Here is a 20,843-nt window from a genome sequence, read left to right on the forward strand (position 1 = left end):
ATTATTTCAACGGGTTATGTGTTTTTTGAACGCTATTAATGAAAAGCTATAGCACGACGATTTTGGCAAACTCTTTTTACCCCTTGCCTTCGGCGGGCTGATGCTGGCGTTTTCAGGGGCAGGGCGGTTTGCGCGGGGAAAGGCCCGGCGTGGAAGTGAATGTTGGATGCTGGAATGCAGGAAGGGCGCCGCGGACCCTTTTTTATTGGTGGATTTTATTGTGCTGAATGGTAAGTGGTAAAAAAGGGTTTTTGAGAGATTTTTAGGGGAATTCTTTATCTGACAAGGTGATAGGTGTAGATTGTTCTGGTTCACTGCCGTGCAGGCAGCTTAGAAACTAAAAGTGAGTATTTGACCCAACATTACAGAGTTCACTGCCGTGCAGGCAGCTTAGAAATTTGCCTCCAGCTACTGCCATCGATAGAGTCAGTTCACTGCCGTGCAGGCAGCTTAGAAAAGCAAAGACATTTAAGCCCCCACGCGCGATTTGTTCACTGCCGTGCAGGCAGCTTAGAAACGCATCGAGAAGAAGTAAACGCGCCAACGGAGGTTCACTGCCGTACAGGCAGCTTAGAAATGATCAATGCCTCGGAAATTGAACCCCTGAATGTTCACTGCCGTACAGGCAGCTTAGAAAAATCGACGACATCCCACGCGAAGAAATGCTGAGTTCACTGCCGTACAGGCAGTAGGCTCAACGTAGGCCGGGTAAACGTAGTGCCACCCGGCAAAAAAGCCCGGTGGCGCTGACGCTTACCGGGCCTGCGGGTGAACAGCGACAGTTTATGCCAGAACAAGATCGCCCTGTGGATGGCATGAACACGCCAGCACATAACCCTCTGCAATTTCGGCGTCGGTCAGCGTCATGGTGCTGGTGACTGTATATTCACCGGAAACCACTTTGGTCTTACAGCAACCGCACACCCCGGCACGACAGGCCGCCACCACCGGTACGTTGTTGCTTTCCAGCGCTTCAAGCAGCGTGGTGCCCACGCGGCCAAAGAAGGTCTGCGCCGGTTGCAGCTTCGTGAACTTCATCCCGCTGGTCGCCGCTTCCGAGACCGGCGTGAAGAACTGCTCTTTGAAAAAGCGCGTCACGCCGAGCGCTTTCACTTCTTTCTCCACGATCTCCATGTATGGCGCCGGGCCGCAGGTCATCACGGTGCGGTTCGCAATATCCGGTACGCTTTGCAGCAGTTCACGGCTCAGACGGCCCGAGACAAAGCCATGCGTGGCATTATTTTCCGCGACCAGCGTTACCGGATAGTTCCGCCATTCTTCAGCAAAAATGACATCTTCCGGGGAACGCACGCTGAAGATGACCTGCACGTCGGCCTGCGGACGGTTTTTCGCCAGCCAGCGACGCATCGACATAATCGGCGTCACGCCACAACCCGCCGCCAGCAGCAGGAATTTATCTTCCGGCTTGTCGTCACAGGTAAACTCGCCCTGCGCGTCAGACAGCCAGAGGTAATCCCCGCGCTTCACGTCCTGGGTCAGCCACCGGGAGCCTGCGCCGTCATCAATCCGACGGACGGTGAGCGTAATATATTCGCTCACGCCCGGTGTGGAGGAGATCGTGTAGGCGCGCAGCGTATCCGCCGAATTGCGTATGCTGACCAGCGCATACTGACCTGCGCGGTACGGGTAGTAGTCATGGCACAGCAGCGACAGCGTCCACACATCCGGCGTCTCCTGATGGATGTGATGAACCTGCATCCGCCACGGACATTGTGAGGTTGGCATGGTCATGAATTACTCCTTACGCACTCAGCAGTTGCTTCATATCATCTTCAACATTGGTCACGGAACGCAGACCAAATTTCTCGTTCAGCACGGCCAGCAGATCCGGCGTCAGGAAGCCTGGCGCGGTCGGCCCGGTGACAATGTTGGTCACGCCGAGCGAGAGCAGGGTGAGCAGGATCACGATTGCTTTCTGCTCGAACCAGGAGAGCACCAGCGAGAGCGGCAGATCGTTCACGCCGCAGCCCAGTTTCTCTGCCAGCGTGACCGCCAGAATGATGGCTGAATACGCATCGTTACACTGACCGGCATCCACCAGGCGCGGCAGACCTTCGATGTCGCCGAAGTCCAGCTTGTTGAAACGGTACTTACCGCAGGCCAGGGTCAGGATCAGGCAGTCTTCCGGCACGCGGGTGGCAAAATCGGTGAAATAGTTACGTTCCCCGCGCGCGCCGTCACAGCCACCGATCAGGAAGATGTGGCGCAATTTTTCACGGCTGACGAGGTCAATCAGGGAATCTGCCGCACCGAGCAGGGTTTCACGACCAAAACCAACGGTGATCAGGTGCGGAATTTCGCTGTACGGGAAGCCTGCCATCTGCTGCGCCTGGGCGATAACCGGACCGAAATCGTCGCCTTCGAGGTGGCTCACGCCCGGCCAGCCGACGATGCTACGGGTCCAGATACGGTCGTCATACGCGCCCACGGTCGGGTCGATGATGCAGTTAGAGGTCATCACAATCGGGCCAGGGAAACGGGCAAATTCAACCTGCTGGTTTTGCCAGCCGCTGCCGTAGTTACCGATCAGATGCTTAAATTTACGCAGCTCCGGGTAACCGTGCGCGGGCAACATTTCGCCGTGGGTATAAACGTTCACGCCGGTGCCTTCGGTCTGCTTCAGCAGGTTGTAGAGATCTTTCAGGTCATGGCCGGAGATCAGGATGCATTTGCCTTCGGTCGCTTTCACATTGACCTGCGTCGGCGTTGGATGACCGTAGGTGCTGGTTTCACCGGCATCCAGAATGCTCATCACTTTGAAGTTCATCTGGCCGATTTCCATTGAGCATTCCAGCAGGGCGTTCATATCGGAAGGCCAGGTGCCCAGCCAGGCCATGATTTTGTGGTACTGGGCGTAAATAGCGTTGTCGTACTGGCCGAGAACGTGCGCGTGCTCCATATAAGCCGCAGCACCTTTCAGGCCGTACAGGCACAGCAGACGCAGGCCGAGGATGTTCTCGCCAATCGCCGCTTTGTCTTTATTTGGGGTGAATTCTGCGGCCTGGCGCTGTAGCTCGCCCAGGTCGTCGCTCACCAGCTGTAGCTCCGCCATCGGGTTGTCCACGCGGGCACTGGCGTCGGCATTCAGGCACTGCGCTTTCAGGGCTTCACGCAGGGCAATCGCTTCGCGGGCATAGCCCACAATGCGTGGAGAATCGAAGTTAACGTTAGTCAGCGTGGAGAAAAATGCGCGCGGCGCAAAGCTGTCGACATAGTGATCGACAATGCCATACTCGCGGGCTTTAAACGCCCAGGCGGACAAGCCTTGCAGCGCCGCAATCAGCAGATCCTGAAGATCGGACGTTTCTGCGGTTTTGCCGCACATACCCTGCGCGTAAGAGCAGCCATTGCCTGCCGGGGTACGGATGGTTTGTTCACATTGCACACAAAACATAATCACACCTGTTAAAGTTATATTTGAGATACATGTTTAAGGTTATGCCTGTGCCACAACAGAGAAAAGTGCTTTCTTGTACTAAGTGGAGGGTTATTGATTTAGCGCAATTTTGGCGGCAGGTTCACTACCGCCAAAGCAGTATCAGGCTGAGAAGAACGCCATCAGAATGGGCACCAGCAGGCTCAGAATAAAGCCGTGGACGATAGCGGCAGGAACCATTTCCAGCCCGCCCGAGCGCTGTAACACCGGCAGGGTAAAGTCCATTGAGGTGGCCCCGCACAGGCCCAGCGCGGTTGAGCGACTGCGGCGTACCAGGCCGGGGATCAGCATAATGGCGATCAGCTCGCGCGCCAGATCGTTAAAGAAGGCGGCGCTGCCGATGACCGGACCAAACGATTCGGTCAGCAGAATACCGGAGAGCGAATACCAGCCAAACCCGGACGCCATCGCCAGGCCGGTTTTCAGCGGCAGGTCGAGAATAAAAGCGTTAATTACGCCCCCCACCATTGAGCTGGCCACAACGATAACGGCAACAATCATTCCCCGGCGGTTAAGGACAATCTGTTTCAGCGTCATGCCATTATTTCGCAACTGAATACCAATCAGGAAGAGCAGGAAAATAAGCGTATATTCGCTGGCTTCCGTTGCATGCTGTAAAAATGCCCAGCCGGTCAGCCCCAGTAAAAAACCGAGTACCACCACGCCGCACAGTTTTAATGATTCCAGCGCCATCGCAATACGGGAGGGGAGTTTTTCCTGATGATGGTGATTTTTCCAGGGAATAGTGCGTTCCAGCCAGAACAGGGCGGCGATATTGCACAGAAGAATAACCACTACCGTGACCGCAGAATAATGCAGGATGGAAAGCAGGTTCGTCGCCAGATTATCCAGGAAGGCCAGGCTGATCCCCATAAAGAACAGAATGACGTAAACAATCCAGCTGAGAAAACGATTAATTAGCTTTAAGGCCGATTCATGACGCAGCGGAATAAGGTAGCCCACAATCAGGGGCAGGAGAATGATGAGGAGTCCTGAGAACATGAACAGCCGGTCCTTTTGAGTAACAGTTAAGCGCCAGAGACACTACCCAATAAAGACTGTGAGGTAAAGCTACAAAAAAAGCCGGGTGGCGGCTACGCCTTACCCGGCTTGTCTATTTGGGGTGGTGCGGCCTGATGCTCTCACCCCGGCCCTCTCCCACAAGGAGAGGGGGAAAATAATTAATCGCGTTTTTCCAGCAGGGTGCGATACAGCACGCCGCCCAGAATACCGCCGATAATTGGCATCACCCAGAACAGCCACAGCTGTTCAAGCGCCCAGCCGCCCTGGAAAATGGCGACGGCGGTGCTGCGCGCCGGGTTAACGGAGGTGTTGGTCACCGGAATGGAGATCAGGTGGATCAGCGTGAGCGCCAGACCAATAGCGATAGGGGCGAAGCCCGCAGGCGCGTATTTGTCCGTGGCACCGTGGATCACCAGCAGGAAACCTGCGGTGAGCACAATTTCAATCACGATAGCAGACAGCATTGAGTAGCCGCCTGGAGAGTGTTCACCGAAACCGTTCGACGCAAATCCGCTGGCCGCGGCATCAAACCCGGCTTTTCCGCTGGCAATGACGTACAACACCGCCGCGGCAATAATACCGCCGATAACCTGGGCAATAATATAGCCAATAATATCTTTCGCCGGGAAACGTCCGCCCGCCCATAAACCTAACGTGACGGCCGGATTGAAATGACCACCGGAAATATGCCCCACGGCGAATGCCATGGTTAATACGGTTAAACCGAATGCCAGCGCGACGCCGACAAAGCCAATACCTAACTCCGGAAATGCGGCTGCCAGTACTGCACTACCGCAGCCACCAAACACCAGCCAGAATGTACCAAAGCATTCTGCCGCTAATTTTCTGAACATAACCACCTCAATAATAAACGTCCGCACCCATTCCTGCGCGCGGGTTATATCGCCATAAAGGGATGACGACTCAAAGAGCCCGTATTTTGAAACCATCAACATCCCTTCGCCACTCAAATAAATTCATTAAATTTGATTTAAGGCAATGTGATGTCAATCCTTGTTCAGATCGGAGGTAAATAGAGCATAGCCCAATTATTAACGGGGCGTATATTCTGCTGTCGTGACCCACAGCCTGCCGCTATACTGCTGATAACTTGAAGGAAAAAGTGGCCGAAATGCGGGGGATGTATGCTACTCGAACGTGTGGAGATTGTCGGGTTTCGCGGGATTAACCGCCTGTCACTGCAACTGGAACAGAACAACGTCCTGATAGGCGAAAATGCCTGGGGTAAATCCAGCCTGCTGGATGCCCTGACGCTGCTGCTTTCGCCCGAAGAGAACTTGTACCACTTCGTTCATGATGACTTCTGGTTTCCGCCGGGGGATGTCAACGGACGCGAGAAACATCTGCATATCATCCTGACCTTCCGCGAATCTGAGCCTGGTCGCCATCGCGTGCGTCGTTTTCGCCCAATGTCGCCCTGCTGGGTGCCCTGTGAAGATGGGTTCCACTGTATTTTCTATCGCCTTGAGGGCGAAATGGCGCAAAACGACGGGGTGTTAACCCTGCGTGAATTCCTTGATGAGAAGGGGAATCCGCTCCCGCTCGATAATATTGACGAGCTTGCCCGCCATCTTATCCGTCTCTCCCCCGTACTGCGCTTACGTGACGCGCGCTTTATGCGGCGGATCCGCAACGGCACCGTGCCGAATATGCCCGAAGTGGAGGTGACCGCCCGCGAACTGGATTTCCTCGCCCGCGAGCTGGTCTCGCGCCCGCAGAACCTCACCGACGGCCAGATCCGTCAGGGGCTGTCTGCCATGGTGCAATTATTGGAGCACTACTTCTCCGAGCAGGGAACGGGGCAGGCGCGCCACCGTCTGATGCGCCGCCGCTCGCACGATGAGCAACGAAGCTGGCGCTATCTCGACATTATCAACCGCATGATCGACCGCCCCGGCGGGCGCACGCATCGGGTGATCCTGCTGGGATTATTCTCCACGCTTTTGCAGGCGAAAGGGACGGTGCGCCTGGATCGGGATGCGCGCCCGCTGCTGCTGGTGGAAGATCCGGAAACGCGGCTGCACCCGATTATGCTTTCCGTGGCGTGGCATCTTCTGAATCTGCTGCCGTTACAGCGTGTCACTACCACGAATTCCGGAGAGTTGCTCTCCCTGACGCCGGTGGAGTATGTCTGCCGCCTGGTGCGTGAATCGTCGCGTGTCACCGCCTACCGGCTTGGACCCGGCGGGTTAAATGCCGAAGATGGTCGACGGATTGCCTTTCATATCCGCTTTAACCGAGCCTCATCCCTGTTTGCCCGCTGCTGGTTGCTGGTGGAAGGAGAAACGGAAACCTGGGTGATAAATGAGCTGGCTCGCCAGTGCGGGCACCACTTTGATGCCGAAGGGATCAAGGTGATCGAATTTGCTCAGTCGGGCTTAAAGCCGCTGATCAAATTTGCGCGCCGGATGGGGATCGAGTGGCACGTGCTGGTGGATGGCGATGAGGCGGGGAAAAAATATGCGGCGACCGTACGCAGCTTGCTCAATAACGATCGGGAGGCGGAGCGTGAACATCTGACCGCATTGCCTGCGATGGACATGGAGCACTTTATGTACCGCCAGGGCTTTGACGACGTCTTTCACCGCGTGGCGATGATCCCGGTGGATGTGCCGATGAATATGCGCCGGGTGATCGCGAAAGCGATCCACCGTTCGTCAAAACCGGATTTGGCCATCGAAGTGGCGACGGAAGCGGGCAGGCGAGGCGTGGAGTCTGTGCCCACGCTGCTGCGTAAAATGTTCTCCCGCGTCCTCTGGCTGGCTCGCGGGAGGGCCGATTAACGGGCAGTCGCCTGTGAAACCTGTTGGATCAGGCTGTCCAGCAGGGCATAGCGGCGGCGGTACTCGGACCGTTTTTTACTCGCTATCTCTTCCATCGGCTTGCGTGGCATGGTCAGCGGCAGGGCAAAGTTGCCGTTATCCTGCTGCTCTCCGCCAAGAGAGCGCCAGAAGCTGTCATAATCAGCCAGCAATTTTCCCTCTTTTTTCTTGCGATAGCGCCAGCTGCGGTAGATATGGGTGGCATTACTCACCGCGAGGATCTGCTCGATCGGGAAGGCGCCTGCCAGCGTCATGACCGCTTCCACCAGCAGACGTTTTGGGAACAGTCCGTGACAGGCTTTGGTCGCAAGCTGGATGTGCTCGTGCGCGACATGCGCTTTCGCCCCCTGCATTCCGCCGATGAACAGCGTTGACTTGCCTTCGTACTGGCACAGCGTAAAGGTCAGCTCGGCCAGCACCGTGTTCTGGTGGTCGCAAAAAGTGAGGGTCGCTTCTCCTTCTTTGTCCAGAAACGCATCCGCACTCAGGCGAACGCTAAACGGCTGCTCCTCTTTGCCCGTTAACGTCACCAGGGTGATGCCCTGACTGGAGAGGTAGCCATTAAGCAGCGACGCCGGAAGATGGCGGCTCATCATCTGATAGTGATCGTTCAATGCGTCCAGCGTATTCTGACGGCCCATATTGACGGTCAGCCACGGTCGGTGCAGGCGGCACGGCAGGCCGGGCTGCACGCGCAGGATCTGCATCAGACGGGGCTGTTTGGCAAGGTTTCCAAGCAGGCGCGCAGTGGTGAACGGCGTTGCCAGCGAGCGCAACATAAACTTACGTCGATAGGCCGGATTTCGCCACGCCAGCCCCGGCGCGAGAGAACCCGATGCCAGGCTTTTGAACAATTGCCAGCCCGATTTAGGCTGGGGTAGCGTTGAATAAGGTGTATCGACGATGGAAGACATGTTAGATCCTGCTTCTGGTGGAATATCGCTATTTCAGCAGGCGCTTTATCAACATCGGGTAAACAATTCCCGACGATTACGGGGATCGGGGGTTTCGTTGAGGAGTGGTTTAGATAAAATCAACGGTGATGATAGCCAGAACAATTATTTGGAATATTTATGAACCTGAAGGGAAAACGCAGAAAGCTGTTTCTGCTGCTGGCGGTAGTGGTGTTAGCGGGCGGATTCTGGTTATGGAAGGTGCTGAACGCGCCGGTACCGCAGTATCAAACGCTGATTGTTCGTCCGGGCGAGCTACAACAAAACGTGCTGGCGACGGGAAAACTGGATGCCCTGCGTAAGGTTGACGTGGGCGCGCAGGTCAGCGGCCAGTTAAAAACCCTGTCGGTTGAAATTGGCGATAAGGTTAAAAAAGGCCAGCTGTTGGGGGTGATCGATCCTGAGCAGGCGCAAAACCAGATCCGCGAAGTGGAAGCGACGCTGATGGAGCTGCGCGCCCAGCGCGCCCAGGCTCAGGCGGAGCGTAATCTGGCCCAGGTTACCCTGACGCGCCAGCAGGCGCTGGCGAAAACGCAGGCCATCTCGAAACAGGATCTGGACACTGCCGCCACGGAACTGGCGGTGAAGCAGGCGCAGATTGGCACCATCGACGCGCAAATCAAGCGGAATCAGGCCTCGCTGGATACGGCGAAAACCAACCTCGATTACACGCAAATCGTGGCGCCAATGGCCGGGGAAGTGACGCAGATAACCACCCTGCAAGGCCAGACGGTTATCGCCGCGCAACAGGCGCCGAACATCCTGACCCTGGCGGATATGAGCACCATGCTGGTGAAAGCTCAGGTATCTGAAGCGGACGTCATCCATCTTAAGCCGGGGCAAAAAGCCTGGTTTACGGTGCTGGGCGATCCGCAAACCCGCTATGAAGGGGTGCTGAAAGATATTCTGCCGACGCCGGAGAAGGTCAACGACGCCATTTTCTACTATGCGCGTTTTGAAGTGCCAAACCCGCAGGGCGTACTGCGTCTGGACATGACCGCCCAGGTGCATATCCAGCTGACTGGCGTGAAAAACGTGCTGACGGTTCCGCTCTCCGCGCTGGGCGAATCCGCCGGGGACAATCGCTACAAAGTGAAAGTGCTGCGCAACGGCGAAACCCGCGAGCGGGAAGTGGTGATTGGCGCGCGTAACGACACCGACGTGGTGGTGGTGAAAGGGCTGGAAGAGGGTGAGGAAGTGGTCACCAGCGAAAGCCTGCCCGGAGCCGCGCAATGACGGCGCTGCTTGAGCTGAATGACATTCGTCGCAGCTATCCGTCCGGCGACGGGCCGGTGGAGGTGCTGAAAGGCATCTCCCTGCGCGTGGAAGCCGGTGAAATGGTGGCGATTGTCGGGGCGTCTGGCTCGGGTAAATCGACGCTGATGAACATTCTCGGCTGTCTGGATAAGCCCACCAGCGGCACCTATCGCGTGGCCGGGACGGATGTTTCCACTCTGGACGGCGACGCGCTGGCGAGGCTGCGTCGCGAGCATTTTGGCTTTATCTTCCAGCGTTACCATCTGCTTTCCCACCTGAGCGCGGCACAGAACGTGGAAGTGCCAGCGGTGTATGCGGGCGTCGAGCGCAAAAAACGTCTCGAACGCGCGAAGGGGCTGTTAACGCGTCTGGGGCTGGCGGAGCGTGTGGACTATCAGCCCTCGCAGCTTTCCGGCGGTCAGCAACAGCGCGTGAGTATTGCCCGCGCGCTGATGAACGGCGGGCAGGTGATCCTTGCCGATGAGCCAACTGGCGCGCTCGACAGCCACTCCGGTGAAGAGGTGATGGCGATCCTGCATCAGCTTCGCGATCAGGGGCACACGGTGATTATCGTCACCCACGATCCGCAGGTGGCGGCACAGGCCGAACGCATCATCGAGATCCGCGACGGCGAGCTGGTCAGCAACCCGCCGCCGCGTCAGTCCAGAGCGGCGGCGCCGAAAGAAGCCCTGCCTGCGTCTACCGGCTGGGGACAGTTTTCCAGCGGCTTTCGCGAGGCGCTGACCATGGCCTGGCTGGCGATGGCGGCCAACAAAATGCGAACCCTGCTGACCATGCTCGGCATTATTATCGGTATCGCCTCGGTGGTGTCGATTGTGGTGGTGGGCGATGCGGCGAAACAGCTGGTGCTGGCCGATATTCGCGCCATCGGGACTAACACCATCGACGTTTACCCCGGCAAAGATTTTGGCGACGACGAGCCGCAGTATCAGCAGGCGCTAAAGTATGACGATCTGGCGGCCATTCAGAAGCAGCCGTGGGTGAACTCCGCCACGCCTGCCGTTTCGCAAAACCTGCGTCTGCGCTACGGCAACATCGACGTGGCGGCCAGCGCCAACGGCGTCAGCGGAGATTACTTCAACGTTTATGGCATGACCTTCAGCGAAGGGGCGACCTTCAACGCCGAACAGCTGGCGGGCAGGGCGCAGGTGGTGGTGCTGGACGCTAACTCGCGCAGACAGCTTTTCCCCAATAAAACCCGTGTGGTGGGGGAAGTGATCCTGGTGGGGAACATGCCCGCCACGGTGATTGGTGTGGCGGAAGAGAAACAGTCGATGTTTGGCAGCAGCAAAATTTTGCGCGTCTGGCTGCCGTACAGCACCATTTCCGGGCGCATTATGGGGCAGTCCTGGCTTAACTCCATTACCGTGCGGGTGAAAGAGGGTTACGACAGCGCGCTGGCGGAACAGCAGCTGGAACGGCTGTTAACGTTGCGTCACGGGAAAAAGGATTTCTTCACCTGGAACATGGACGGCCTCTTGAAAACGGCGGAAAAGACCACACGTACTCTTCAGCTGTTCCTGACGCTGGTGGCGGTGATTTCGCTGGTCGTCGGCGGGATAGGGGTGATGAACATTATGCTGGTGTCGGTGACCGAACGTACGCGGGAGATTGGCATCCGCATGGCGGTCGGGGCCAGAGCCAGCGACGTGCTCCAGCAATTTTTGATTGAAGCGGTGCTGGTGTGTCTGGTGGGCGGCGCGATGGGGATTGCGCTCTCGATGATGATCGCCTTTGCGCTTCAGCTCTTTTTACCGGGGTGGGAGATTGGCTTCTCACCGATGGCGATCCTCACCGCGTTTTTATGTTCCACGTTTACCGGCATTTTGTTTGGCTGGCTGCCGGCGCGAAACGCGGCGCGGCTGGATCCGGTGGATGCACTGGCGCGGGAATAGCCCGAAAATAAAAATGCCAGCCGATCGGGCTGGCATTTTGCCTGCGGGGTGTACACAATGAATCAGAGAGCTATGCAACCGTTTCTGCTTCAACGGGCACGATAAGACTGGCGTGATTGCCTTTTGGCCCCTGGTGTACATCGAACCGGACGGACTGCCCGGCTTTGAGCGTCCTGTAACCATCCATCTGAATGGTGGAATAGTGAGCGAAGATATCCTCGCCGCCGCCTTCGGGGCAAATGAAGCCAAACCCCTTGGCGTTGTTGAACCACTTAACAGTACCCATTTCCATGCTTCGACATCCTTCGTAAATCTTATAAATTAAGATGGAATGAACCGGTGGTGGAGTGGGGGCTGTTCAAAACCTCGCCAACTCACGCTTGTACAATTTAGAGAATCGGAAGAAGCCGTCAAGCGTTTGGCGCTGGAGTTGGGACAATAATCAACCAAAATTTGAGGCAGTTAACGCTATTGCAACAGTTTGTGACAGACATCGCGGATGACAGTAATAGATGATTGTTATCTAACATCTGAGGTAGATTCAAAGTGGTTATGCATAATGGGTAAGACCAACGATTGGCTGGATTTTGACCAGCTGGCGGAAGATAAAGTGCGCGACGCGCTAAAACCGCCATCTATGTATAAAGTTATGTTAATGAACGATGATTACACGCCGATGGAATTTGTTATTGACGTGCTACAAAAGTTCTTTTCTTATGATGTTGAACGTGCAACGCAACTGATGCTTACCGTTCATTATCGTGGCAAAGCGATCTGCGGCATCTTTACTGCCGAAGTCGCGGAAACCAAAGTAGCGATGGTGAACGACTATGCAAGGGAGAACGAGCATCCGTTGCTGTGTACGCTGGAAAAGGCCTGATAAGGCATAAAATTGGGGGAGGTGCCTATGCTCAATCAAGAACTGGAACTCAGTTTAAACATGGCTTTCGCCAGAGCGCGTGAGCACCGACATGAGTTTATGACCGTCGAGCACTTGCTGCTCGCATTGCTTAGCAACCCATCTGCCCGCGAAGCGCTGGAAGCCTGCTCCGTGGATCTGGTGGCGCTACGTCAGGAACTCGAAGCCTTCATCGAACAAACTACACCGGTGCTGCCAGCCAGTGAAGAAGAGCGCGACACGCAGCCGACGCTCAGCTTCCAGCGCGTGTTGCAGCGCGCGGTATTCCACGTCCAGTCTTCCGGACGTAGCGAAGTGACGGGCGCCAATGTTCTGGTCGCCATCTTCAGCGAGCAGGAGTCCCAGGCGGCCTACCTGCTGCGTAAACACGAAGTCAGCCGACTCGATGTGGTCAACTTTATCTCTCACGGAACGCGCAAAGACGAGCCTAACCAGGCATCGGATCCCAGCGGACAGATCAACAGCAATGAAGAGCAAGCAGGCGGGGAGGATCGTATGGAAAACTTCACCACCAACCTTAACCAGCTTGCTCGCGTTGGCGGTATCGACCCGCTGATTGGCCGCGACAAAGAGCTGGAGCGAGCGATCCAGGTGCTGTGCCGTCGCCGCAAGAACAACCCGCTGCTGGTGGGGGAATCTGGCGTGGGTAAAACCGCGATTGCCGAAGGGCTGGCCTGGCGCATTGTGCAGGGCGACGTACCGGAAGTGATTGCCGACTGCACCATCTACTCGCTGGATATTGGCTCGCTGCTGGCGGGCACCAAATACCGCGGTGATTTCGAAAAACGTTTCAAAGCGCTGTTAAAACAGCTGGAGCAGGACACCAACAGCATCCTTTTCATCGATGAGATCCACACCATCATCGGTGCAGGTGCGGCTTCCGGTGGCCAGGTGGATGCGGCTAACCTGATCAAACCGCTGCTCTCCAGCGGCAAGATCCGCGTGATGGGCTCCACGACGTATCAGGAGTTCAGCAACATCTTTGAGAAGGATCGTGCGCTGGCGCGTCGCTTCCAGAAAATTGATGTTACCGAGCCGTCCGTTGACGAAACGGTGCAGATCATCAACGGCCTGAAAACCAAGTACGAAGCGCACCACGACGTGCGTTACACCGCGAAAGCGGTACGTGCGGCGGTGGAGCTGGCGGTGAAATACATCAACGATCGTCATCTGCCGGATAAAGCGATCGACGTGATTGACGAAGCGGGTGCGCGAGCACGCCTGATGCCTGCCAGCAAGCGGAAAAAAACCGTGAACGTGGCGGATATCGAGTCCGTGGTGGCCCGCATCGCGCGTATTCCTGAGAAGAGCGTTTCTCAGAGCGACCGCGACACGCTGCGCACCCTCGGCAATCGCCTGAAAATGCTGGTCTTTGGTCAGGATAAAGCCATTGAGGCCTTAACCGAAGCGATCAAGATGGCCCGTGCTGGCCTGGGGCATGACCACAAGCCGGTTGGTTCCTTCCTGTTCGCTGGCCCGACCGGCGTGGGGAAAACCGAGGTGACGGTTCAGCTTTCCAAAGCGCTGGGCATTGAGCTGCTGCGGTTTGATATGTCCGAGTATATGGAGCGTCACACCGTCAGCCGTTTGATTGGTGCGCCTCCGGGATACGTGGGCTTTGACCAGGGCGGCCTGCTTACCGACGCGGTAATCAAGCATCCGCATGCGGTACTGCTGCTCGATGAAATCGAGAAAGCGCACCCGGACGTGTTCAACATCCTGTTGCAGGTGATGGATAACGGGACGCTGACCGATAACAACGGGCGCAAGGCGGACTTCCGCAACGTGGTGCTGGTGATGACCACCAACGCGGGTGTGCGGGAAACCGAGCGTAAATCCATCGGCCTGATCCACCAGGATAACAGCACCGATGCGATGGAAGAGATCAAGAAGATCTTCACGCCGGAGTTCCGTAACCGTCTGGACAACATTATCTGGTTCGATCACCTGTCTACCGAGGTGATCCACCAGGTGGTGGACAAGTTCATTGTCGAGTTGCAGGTTCAGCTGGATCAGAAAGGCGTGTCGCTGGAAGTGAGTCAGGAGGCCCGCAACTGGCTGGCTGAGAAAGGCTACGACCGTGCGATGGGCGCTCGTCCGATGGCGCGTGTGATTCAGGACAACCTGAAGAAACCGCTGGCTAACGAGCTGCTGTTTGGTTCGCTGGTGGACGGCGGCCAGGTAACGGTGGGGCTGGATCAGGCGAAGAACGAACTGACGTACGATTTCCAGAGTGCGGCGAAGCACAAGCCGGAAGCGGCTCACTGAGTTGACCGTTAAACTTAAAAACCGGGCGAATGCCCGGTTTTTTTATGCCTGCTTTTCTCCCTCTCCCTGTGGGCTGAGGGAATAATGTCTGCACGGAACAGTCCCCCGCCCCTTTGGGGAGAGGATTAGGGTGAGGGGAACAGGCCGCAGCGAAATTTTGCGAGGCGCTTTCCAGTTTCTTTCGATGTCTGTTGCTGGATAAAACTACAGTAATAAAATGGCGGCGCACCTGCAAAAACAGGTGTCGGGATTGGCGTCCTGATAACACACATATGGAAAGATGTTGCGCACAGCAACGTCACTGGTTTCGTTCACACTTTTTTTAGGTGCGGTATAATCCGTATCTTCAAATATGGTGGGCTGAACCGGGGCTTCTTTTGAAGCGCCGATTTTCCATATGGTCGGTACGCCAAACCGGTTCAGTCTGCCACCCGAAGTTGGCGTTTCTGGTGGTAGTTTTCAGCTCTTGATATGGAAATTATGAATATGGAAAACCAGACTATCTCCCAACTCTACAGCGAACTCTCTCTCACCCCCGATCTCCCAACCCTCGTCGAGCGCTGTAATCTGCTCACTGAAATCCTGCTGGACTGCCATTCGCTTTCGCAAACGCAGCCCATTTGCCGTTGTCTCGGTGCTTATCTGGACGTAGTTAAAACCGAACTCGCAGAATCAATGTGTGACTTTCAGGTGGTTGAATTTGACGATGAGGCGGAACGGCCGAAAGGAAAAGAATGGCTTCTGGAAGATACCGAAACCAAGTGCGATTACTGCCGGGCATTAAACCACGTGCTGCTGGTGTCGCATTTTGACCGCGAGATGCTGCCCCATCTGACCGGATTGCTGCATGACATTACACATTCGATGGCGGCAGATGTGGCTGCACCTGAATGTGGAAAACCTGCAATTCATATCATTAATTGACAGTGGTGTAGCGCGTCGGAGGAGGGACTCCGGCGCGGCATGGCGAAACCCTTTTTTCGAGTGGTTCTTTAAGTTATTGATTTTTATTGTGCTAATAAAGGCCGCAGAAAAAGGGTTTCAGGTAGATATGTTGATTATTTTCTTTTCGAACAATAAGATGGCGAAGATTTGTTTCAGTTCACTGCCGTACAGGCAGCTTAGAAAGAAATTGTTGTTGGCAAGCTGGCACGGCGTATGTTCACTGCCGTACAGGCAGCTTAGAAAATCCCCTGGGCCACATCATTACGCCCGTCATAGTTCACTGCCGTACAGGCAGCTTAGAAAGTGAGTCGATGGTCGCAATAGCGGTTGAGGATGTTCACTGCCGTACAGGCAGCTTAGAAACTGTTCAAACGCTTCCTCGTCGTATTCGCACGAGTTCACTGCCGTACAGGCAGCTTAGAAAAGCCGGCGAAACTCCCGCAGGGGGATCAGTTCGTTCACTGCCGTACAGGCAGCTTAGAAAGTGAAATGGACGTATGGTGTCTGACGGTAGTTGTTCACTGCCGTACAGGCAGCACACCCCCAAACATTCATCCCAGCTATTTAAAAACCATAATCATCACCACAATCCTCGTTGTATTTTAAATAAACAAAATATTCATTCACCCGACAACCATATTTTCTCATATATATTATTCATAAAAATAATACATTAAATACGGCAGAGTTTTTTCATTTCGACATTACGGTATTTATTATTCATTTGATACACGTCACATTTGTCTTCGTCTTATCTCCGATAACATACCCCGCATTCAACACATTGAAATAAAAAGCACTTGCTATGCCAGCGAACAGCATTACCCCGTCCGACTTAAAAACCATTCTTCATTCAAAACGTGCCAATATCTATTACCTGGAGAAATGTCGTATTCAGGTCAATGGGGGCCGTGTTGAATATGTCACTCAGGAAGGTAAGGCGTCGTTTTACTGGAATATTCCCATCGCTAATACGACGGCAGTCATGTTGGGAATGGGAACATCCGTTACGCAAATGGCAATGCGGGAATTTGCGCGAGCGGGAGTGATGGTCGGTTTTTGTGGTACGGATGGCACGCCACTCTATTCCGCGAATGAAGTGGATATTGATGTCTCCTGGTTATGCCCGCAGAGTGAATACCGCCCGACCGCATATTTACAAAACTGGGTCTCCTTCTGGTTTAACGAAGAAAAGCGCTTGCAGGCGGCAAAACAATTTCAGTTTATTCGTTTACAGCAAATCGAAAAACAGTGGTCGGGACTGCGGATGCAGCGCGAAATGGCCTTTCAGCCAGATAAAGATGCACTCAATACTCTCCTCGAACGTGCCAGACAGGGTATGGAAAAGGCGCAGGACCACACCGCACTGATGCTCCAGGAAGCCCAGCTCACAAAATCTCTCTACAAACTCACCAGCCAGACGACAGGTTACGGCAGTTTTACCCGAGCCAAACGGGGCGGCGGGGCGGATATGGCAAACCGTTTTCTCGATCAGGGTAATTATCTGGCCTACGGGCTGGCGGCAGTCGCGGCCTGAGTGACGGGCATTCCGCACGGTCTGGCGGTGATGCATGGCAAAACCCGACGCGGCGGGCTGGTTTTTGATATTGCCGATTTAATTAAAGACGCCCTCGTTATGCCGCAGGCATTTATTGCGGCTATGGAGGGTGAAGATAATCAACAGTTTCGCCAGCGCTGTATTAATGCCTTTCAGCAGGCGGATGCGCTGGATGTGATGATTACGACGTTGCAGGAAACCTCGCAGTCGCTGGCGGGGAGCACAAAATGAATGTGCTGATTATCTCTCGGTGTACCAAACGCGCGCGCGAGCAAAGCTTTCAGATTATCGATCAGTTTGCTGAGCGCACCGGAGACGCGGCGTGGCAGACGACGATTACAATGGAAGGCGCCATAACCTTGCGCAAGCTGCTGCGTAAAACTGCGCGACGTAATACCGCCGTGGCCTGCCACTGGCTGAAAAAAAACGGTCAAACTGAACTGCTGTGGATAGTCGGGAATCTGCGTCGCTTTAACGCGCAAGGGCGCGTGCCTACAAATCGCACGACGCTGCAAATTATCCGCAATGACAACGAACACCGTTGGCAAAGTGCAGAAAGCATCGCCTTGCTGGCGGCGATCGCCGGGCTGTTTCACGATTTTGGCAAAGCGGGGATGTGCTTCCAGCAAACGCTACTGAAAGAGAGTAAGCATCGTTTTCAGCCGTACCGACACGAATGGATTTCGGTTCGTCTGTTCGAGGCCTTCGTGGGTGAACAAACCGATGAACAGTGGCTGACATCCCTCACACAGCTAAAAGCCGCTGATGATAAAGCCATGCGGAAAGCACTTAAAATGGACAGGGCAGACTGGAGCAACAGCCCTCTCGAAAAATTACCCCCAGTTGCCAGGGTAGTGGCGTGGCTAATGCTGTCGCACCATCGTTTACCGCAGTCCCATTCGGCAGAGCCACAATTACTGTACTGCGATGGCTGGCTTGAGCGACAGCTGAATGCGGACTGGAACTCCCTTAATCACCGATCTGAAAACCCCGTATGGACCGGGCGTGATCTCAAAAATGTCTGGAAATTCCCCCACGGTACGCCGCTAAGAAGTAAAACCTGGCGCGAGAAGGCCCGGCAGATTGGTAAACGTATTCGGAACCTGCCTGCGCTGCTTCAGGCGGGATCGCTGGATAATCTCTTTACCCTCCACCTTGCCCGTCTGTCGCTGATGCTGGCCGATCACGTTTACTCCTCTCAACCGGCTTATACCGGATGGCAGGATGATGCCTTTCAGGCGTGGGCTAACAGCTACCGGGGGACAGGGGAACTCAGACAGAAGCTGGATGAGCACAATGTCGGCGTAGCACATCAGGCGCTATTGATGGGGCGTTCTCTTCCGGCGTTGCGCCGTTCATTGCCCGCCATCGCCAGACATAAAATCTTCCGGGAAAGGGCGAAAGAAGAGCGTTATTACTGGCAGAACAAAGCCTGGGACGTTGCCTCTTCTCTGCGTGAGAAGAGTGCCGAACAGGGCTTCTTCGGCATCAATATGGCCTCGACGGGATGCGGTAAAACCTTCGCCAATGCCCGAATTATGTATGCGTTGGCAGATGAGCAGACAGGGTGTCGTTTTAGCGTGGCACTGGGGCTTCGCACGCTGACGCTGCAAACGGGCCAGGCTTTGCGTTCACGCCTGAGGCTGGATGATGACGCGCTGGCCGTCGTGACCGGTGCCGCAGCAGTGAAGGAGTTGTATCAGGGCAATGATACCGAAGATACCAGCAGCGCCAGCGACGAAGCGTTCTTCGCCAGCCATCATTACGTGCATTACGAAGGGGCGACAAGTAGCGGTATCGCGCAGCAGTGGCTGGCAAAAGAACCGGCGCTCAATCGGCTGGTCAGTGCCCCGGTGCTGGTGACAACCATCGACCACCTGATGCCTGCCACGGAAGGCGTGCGCGGCGGCAGGCAGATCCCCGCCATGCTGCGTCTGCTGACCAGCGATCTGGTCCTTGATGAGCCTGATGATTTTGATGTGGATGATTTGCATGCCCTCTGTCGACTGGTGAACTGGGCCGGAATGCTCGGTTCTCGCGTGCTGCTTTCCTCCGCGACGCTACCGCCCGCGTTAACGGAAGCGCTGTTTGAAGCCTATCGGGAAGGGCGTAAAGCCTGGCAGGCCGCGTGCGGTCAGTCGGACAGACCGATGAGTATCAGTTGCGCCTGGTTTGATGAGTATGGCGCGCAGTCGCAGGATGTCGCTGACGATGCGCATTTTCGTCAGGCGCATGGCGATTTTGTCAGGCAGCACATCAAACATATGCCAGATCAGCGCCGGCTTCGTCTGGGTAAACTGGCCGCCGTAGAGCCACACTCTTCCCGCAAGGCTGATGTTGTCTCAGCGTTAGCGCACACGTTACACCAGCAAATGATCGCGCTGCACGGCGATCATCACAGCACACATATCAGTGGCAAGACCGTGTCGTTTGGTCTTGTGCGCATGGCGAACATCAGCCCGCTGGTTGCCGTCGCGCAGGCGCTGATGGCCTTACCCTCTCCGGATAATTACCGCATTCATTACTGCGTGTACCACAGCCAGCATCCGCTGGCGGTGCGTGCGGCAATGGAAAAACGACTCGACATCGCGTTCACGCGGCACGAGCCAGAACTGGTCTGGCAGTTGCCTGAAGTTAAGGAGGCGCTGGCGTCACCGGAACAACATCATCTTTTTGTCGTGCTCGGAACATCCGTTCTGGAAGTCGGGCGTGATTTTGATGCCGACTGGGGGATCATTGAGCCGAGTTCCATGCGTTCGCTTATTCAGTTTGCGGGGCGTATTCAGCGCCATCGTCAGATCGTGCCTGAGCGCGAAAATCTGGTGATTCTGGAGCGTAACGTGCGCGCGCTTCGCGGAGAAAAGATTGCCTATTGCTTGCCCGGTTTTGAAACCGGGCAGCATCTGCTGCCTCATCATGACCTCCATGAACTGATTGATGAAAAGGGCTATCGCACCCTGAATGCGATCCCGCGTATCACTGAAGATGTTCCCGGCAATGCCCTTGCGGCGCTGGAGCATGCCCGGTTGCGCGCCGCACTGCTGGACGGCGGCGATCGGTCTGATGCGGTAGCCGCATTATGGTGGCGGTTGCCGCTGACCTGGAACGGTGAGTTGCAGCGGCGAACACCTTTTCGCCGCGCTTCACCGCAGGAAACTTTCTTTTTAAGTATGGAAGAAGAGGGCGATGAGCCTGAGTTTTGCCTGATGCAGGAAGACGGGGTGTTAAAACCTGCGGGAGGATTTTGCGAACACCCGTTATCCATGGCTGACGGCGTAGAGGCGTGGATTGCTATTGATTACGCCGAGGTGTTACAGGCGCTGTCCGAGGCGAAGCAGATGGAGTTGGCTGCGGTGTCGCGACGGTATGGCGAAATCACTTTGAGGGTTGGAAGAGAAGAGGAGACACAGCAATGGCTGTATCACCCGGTTTTGGGGGTGTTTCGCGCCCTCTAAAAGAGGGCGCAAGCTGCTTGTACAGCAGTAAACATTTGAAGCGAACCGTTTTATAAGTACTTCTAAGCTGTCAGTACGACAGTAATTCCAATGAGCTTAAAGCAGAGTTTAGAAAAAATAAATAATAATGAATTTAAAGAGAAACATTTTATAAGTAGGAGTTAAATAAGTATTGTTAGTGCTGCAAACCGAGCATAAACTACCCGCATCTTTTCTAAGGGAATAGTGTCATGCTTATCAAACTGATGC

At 55.2% G+C, this 20,843-nt stretch carries 13 protein-coding genes, 1 pseudogene and 2 CRISPR repeat arrays; of the genes and pseudogenes, 8 read left to right on the forward strand and 6 right to left on the reverse strand.

What is annotated here, in order from left to right; all coding sequences use genetic code 11:
• The first annotated feature begins 309 nt into the window (after window positions 1-309).
• Window positions 310-637: a CRISPR direct-repeat array (repeat unit 28 nt; unit sequence GTTCACTGCCGTACAGGCAGCTTAGAAA).
• Window positions 638-783: 146 nt separating this feature from the next.
• From hcr to aqpZ, 4 genes are all read right to left on the reverse strand, one after another.
• Entirely contained in the window at window positions 784-1,752 is a 969-nt protein-coding gene (hcr, locus tag ACOTX7_RS18725) for an NADH oxidoreductase (RefSeq protein WP_221257155.1), read from the reverse strand.
• A 10-nt stretch (window positions 1,753-1,762) separates the two neighbouring features.
• Window positions 1,763-3,415, reverse strand: a complete 1,653-nt coding sequence (gene hcp / locus ACOTX7_RS18730) for a hydroxylamine reductase (RefSeq protein WP_047354348.1) — start codon at window positions 3,413-3,415, stop codon at window positions 1,763-1,765.
• Window positions 3,416-3,559: 144 nt separating this feature from the next.
• The gene (locus tag ACOTX7_RS18735; RefSeq protein ID WP_221257156.1) at window positions 3,560-4,459 is read right to left on the reverse strand and encodes a lysine exporter LysO family protein; all 900 of its coding nucleotides are present in this window, start codon (window positions 4,457-4,459) and stop codon (window positions 3,560-3,562) included.
• Window positions 4,460-4,638: 179 nt separating this feature from the next.
• Complete coding sequence (gene aqpZ / locus ACOTX7_RS18740) at window positions 4,639-5,334, reverse strand: aquaporin Z (RefSeq protein ID WP_026080729.1); 696 nt, start codon at window positions 5,332-5,334, stop codon at window positions 4,639-4,641.
• A 291-nt stretch (window positions 5,335-5,625) separates the two neighbouring features.
• Between aqpZ and ACOTX7_RS18745 the strand changes: the two genes are divergently transcribed.
• Window positions 5,626-7,284, forward strand: coding sequence for an ATP-dependent endonuclease (locus tag ACOTX7_RS18745; protein WP_221257157.1), 1,659 nt, complete (start codon window positions 5,626-5,628; stop codon window positions 7,282-7,284).
• On the opposite strand, the gene ACOTX7_RS18750 is transcribed toward ACOTX7_RS18745, so the two are convergent.
• Window positions 7,281-8,237: a VirK/YbjX family protein gene (locus ACOTX7_RS18750; RefSeq protein WP_221257158.1), complete on the reverse strand. Its 957-nt coding sequence runs from the start codon at window positions 8,235-8,237 to the stop codon at window positions 7,281-7,283. The genes ACOTX7_RS18745 and ACOTX7_RS18750 overlap by 4 nt on opposite strands.
• Window positions 8,238-8,396: 159 nt before the next feature.
• Here ACOTX7_RS18750 and macA point away from each other — a divergent pair, with 159 nt between their 5' ends.
• Together macA and macB are read left to right on the forward strand one after the other, a co-directional pair.
• Window positions 8,397-9,512 carry a macrolide transporter subunit MacA gene (gene macA, locus ACOTX7_RS18755; protein ID WP_045348331.1) on the forward strand — a complete coding sequence of 372 codons (1,116 nt, stop codon included), beginning with the start codon at window positions 8,397-8,399 and terminating at the stop codon, window positions 9,510-9,512.
• Window positions 9,509-11,449 (forward strand): macrolide ABC transporter ATP-binding protein/permease MacB, encoded by a 1,941-nt coding sequence (gene macB / locus ACOTX7_RS18760; RefSeq protein ID WP_205924151.1) that lies wholly within the window; start codon window positions 9,509-9,511, stop codon window positions 11,447-11,449. Before macA ends, macB begins: the two co-directional genes overlap by 4 nt.
• Before the next feature lie 70 nt (window positions 11,450-11,519).
• Here the strand turns inward: macB and cspD are convergent, their stop codons facing one another.
• Window positions 11,520-11,741: a cold shock-like protein CspD gene (gene cspD / locus ACOTX7_RS18765; RefSeq protein WP_006809408.1), complete on the reverse strand. Its 222-nt coding sequence runs from the start codon at window positions 11,739-11,741 to the stop codon at window positions 11,520-11,522.
• Between the two features lie 267 nt (window positions 11,742-12,008).
• On the opposite strand from cspD, the gene clpS reads away from it, so the two are divergent.
• The 5 genes and pseudogenes from clpS (at window position 12,009) to cas3f (ending at window position 20,594) form a co-directional block, all read left to right on the forward strand.
• Window positions 12,009-12,329, forward strand: a complete 321-nt coding sequence (clpS, locus tag ACOTX7_RS18770; protein WP_006174393.1) for an ATP-dependent Clp protease adapter ClpS — start codon at window positions 12,009-12,011, stop codon at window positions 12,327-12,329.
• Window positions 12,330-12,356: 27 nt separating this feature from the next.
• Complete coding sequence (clpA, locus tag ACOTX7_RS18775; protein ID WP_006809407.1) at window positions 12,357-14,636, forward strand: ATP-dependent Clp protease ATP-binding subunit ClpA; 2,280 nt, start codon at window positions 12,357-12,359, stop codon at window positions 14,634-14,636.
• Window positions 14,637-15,107: 471 nt separating this feature from the next.
• Window positions 15,108-15,560, forward strand: coding sequence for a hypothetical protein (locus ACOTX7_RS18780; RefSeq protein WP_221813630.1), 453 nt, complete (start codon window positions 15,108-15,110; stop codon window positions 15,558-15,560).
• 176 nt (window positions 15,561-15,736) lie between these two features.
• A CRISPR array of direct repeats spans window positions 15,737-16,065; the repeat unit is 28 nt; unit sequence GTTCACTGCCGTACAGGCAGCTTAGAAA.
• A gap of 321 nt (window positions 16,066-16,386) precedes the next feature.
• Window positions 16,387-17,370 (forward strand): annotated as a pseudogene (gene cas1f, locus ACOTX7_RS18785) (type I-F CRISPR-associated endonuclease Cas1f).
• On the forward strand, window positions 17,367-20,594 hold the full coding sequence (gene cas3f, locus ACOTX7_RS18790; protein ID WP_221813631.1) for a type I-F CRISPR-associated helicase Cas3f: 3,228 nt from the start codon (window positions 17,367-17,369) through the stop codon (window positions 20,592-20,594). The pseudogene cas1f and the gene cas3f overlap by 4 nt, the downstream one beginning before the upstream one ends.
• Window positions 20,595-20,843 lie beyond the last annotated feature (249 nt).

It is taken from the genome of Enterobacter cloacae complex sp. IR5418 (assembly GCF_049238105.1).
Taxonomy (GTDB): Bacteria; Pseudomonadota; Gammaproteobacteria; order Enterobacterales; family Enterobacteriaceae; genus Enterobacter; species Enterobacter hormaechei.

What these genes read in the sequence shown, in the direction of transcription:
- hcr (WP_221257155.1), bottom strand. Translation starts at nt 1,752, where the DNA reads ATGACCATGCCAACCTCACAATGTCCGTGGCGGATGCAGGTTCATCAC.
- hcp (WP_047354348.1), bottom strand. Translation starts at nt 3,415, where the DNA reads ATGTTTTGTGTGCAATGTGAACAAACCATCCGTACCCCGGCAGGCAAT.
- ACOTX7_RS18735 (WP_221257156.1), bottom strand. Translation starts at nt 4,459, where the DNA reads ATGTTCTCAGGACTCCTCATCATTCTCCTGCCCCTGATTGTGGGCTAC.
- aqpZ (WP_026080729.1), bottom strand. Translation starts at nt 5,334, where the DNA reads ATGTTCAGAAAATTAGCGGCAGAATGCTTTGGTACATTCTGGCTGGTG.
- ACOTX7_RS18745 (WP_221257157.1), top strand. Translation starts at nt 5,626, where the DNA reads ATGCTACTCGAACGTGTGGAGATTGTCGGGTTTCGCGGGATTAACCGC.
- ACOTX7_RS18750 (WP_221257158.1), bottom strand. Translation starts at nt 8,237, where the DNA reads ATGTCTTCCATCGTCGATACACCTTATTCAACGCTACCCCAGCCTAAA.
- macA (WP_045348331.1), top strand. Translation starts at nt 8,397, where the DNA reads ATGAACCTGAAGGGAAAACGCAGAAAGCTGTTTCTGCTGCTGGCGGTA.
- macB (WP_205924151.1), top strand. Translation starts at nt 9,509, where the DNA reads ATGACGGCGCTGCTTGAGCTGAATGACATTCGTCGCAGCTATCCGTCC.
- cspD (WP_006809408.1), bottom strand. Translation starts at nt 11,741, where the DNA reads ATGGAAATGGGTACTGTTAAGTGGTTCAACAACGCCAAGGGGTTTGGC.
- clpS (WP_006174393.1), top strand. Translation starts at nt 12,009, where the DNA reads ATGGGTAAGACCAACGATTGGCTGGATTTTGACCAGCTGGCGGAAGAT.
- clpA (WP_006809407.1), top strand. Translation starts at nt 12,357, where the DNA reads ATGCTCAATCAAGAACTGGAACTCAGTTTAAACATGGCTTTCGCCAGA.
- ACOTX7_RS18780 (WP_221813630.1), top strand. Translation starts at nt 15,108, where the DNA reads ATGGAAATTATGAATATGGAAAACCAGACTATCTCCCAACTCTACAGC.
- cas3f (WP_221813631.1), top strand. Translation starts at nt 17,367, where the DNA reads ATGAATGTGCTGATTATCTCTCGGTGTACCAAACGCGCGCGCGAGCAA.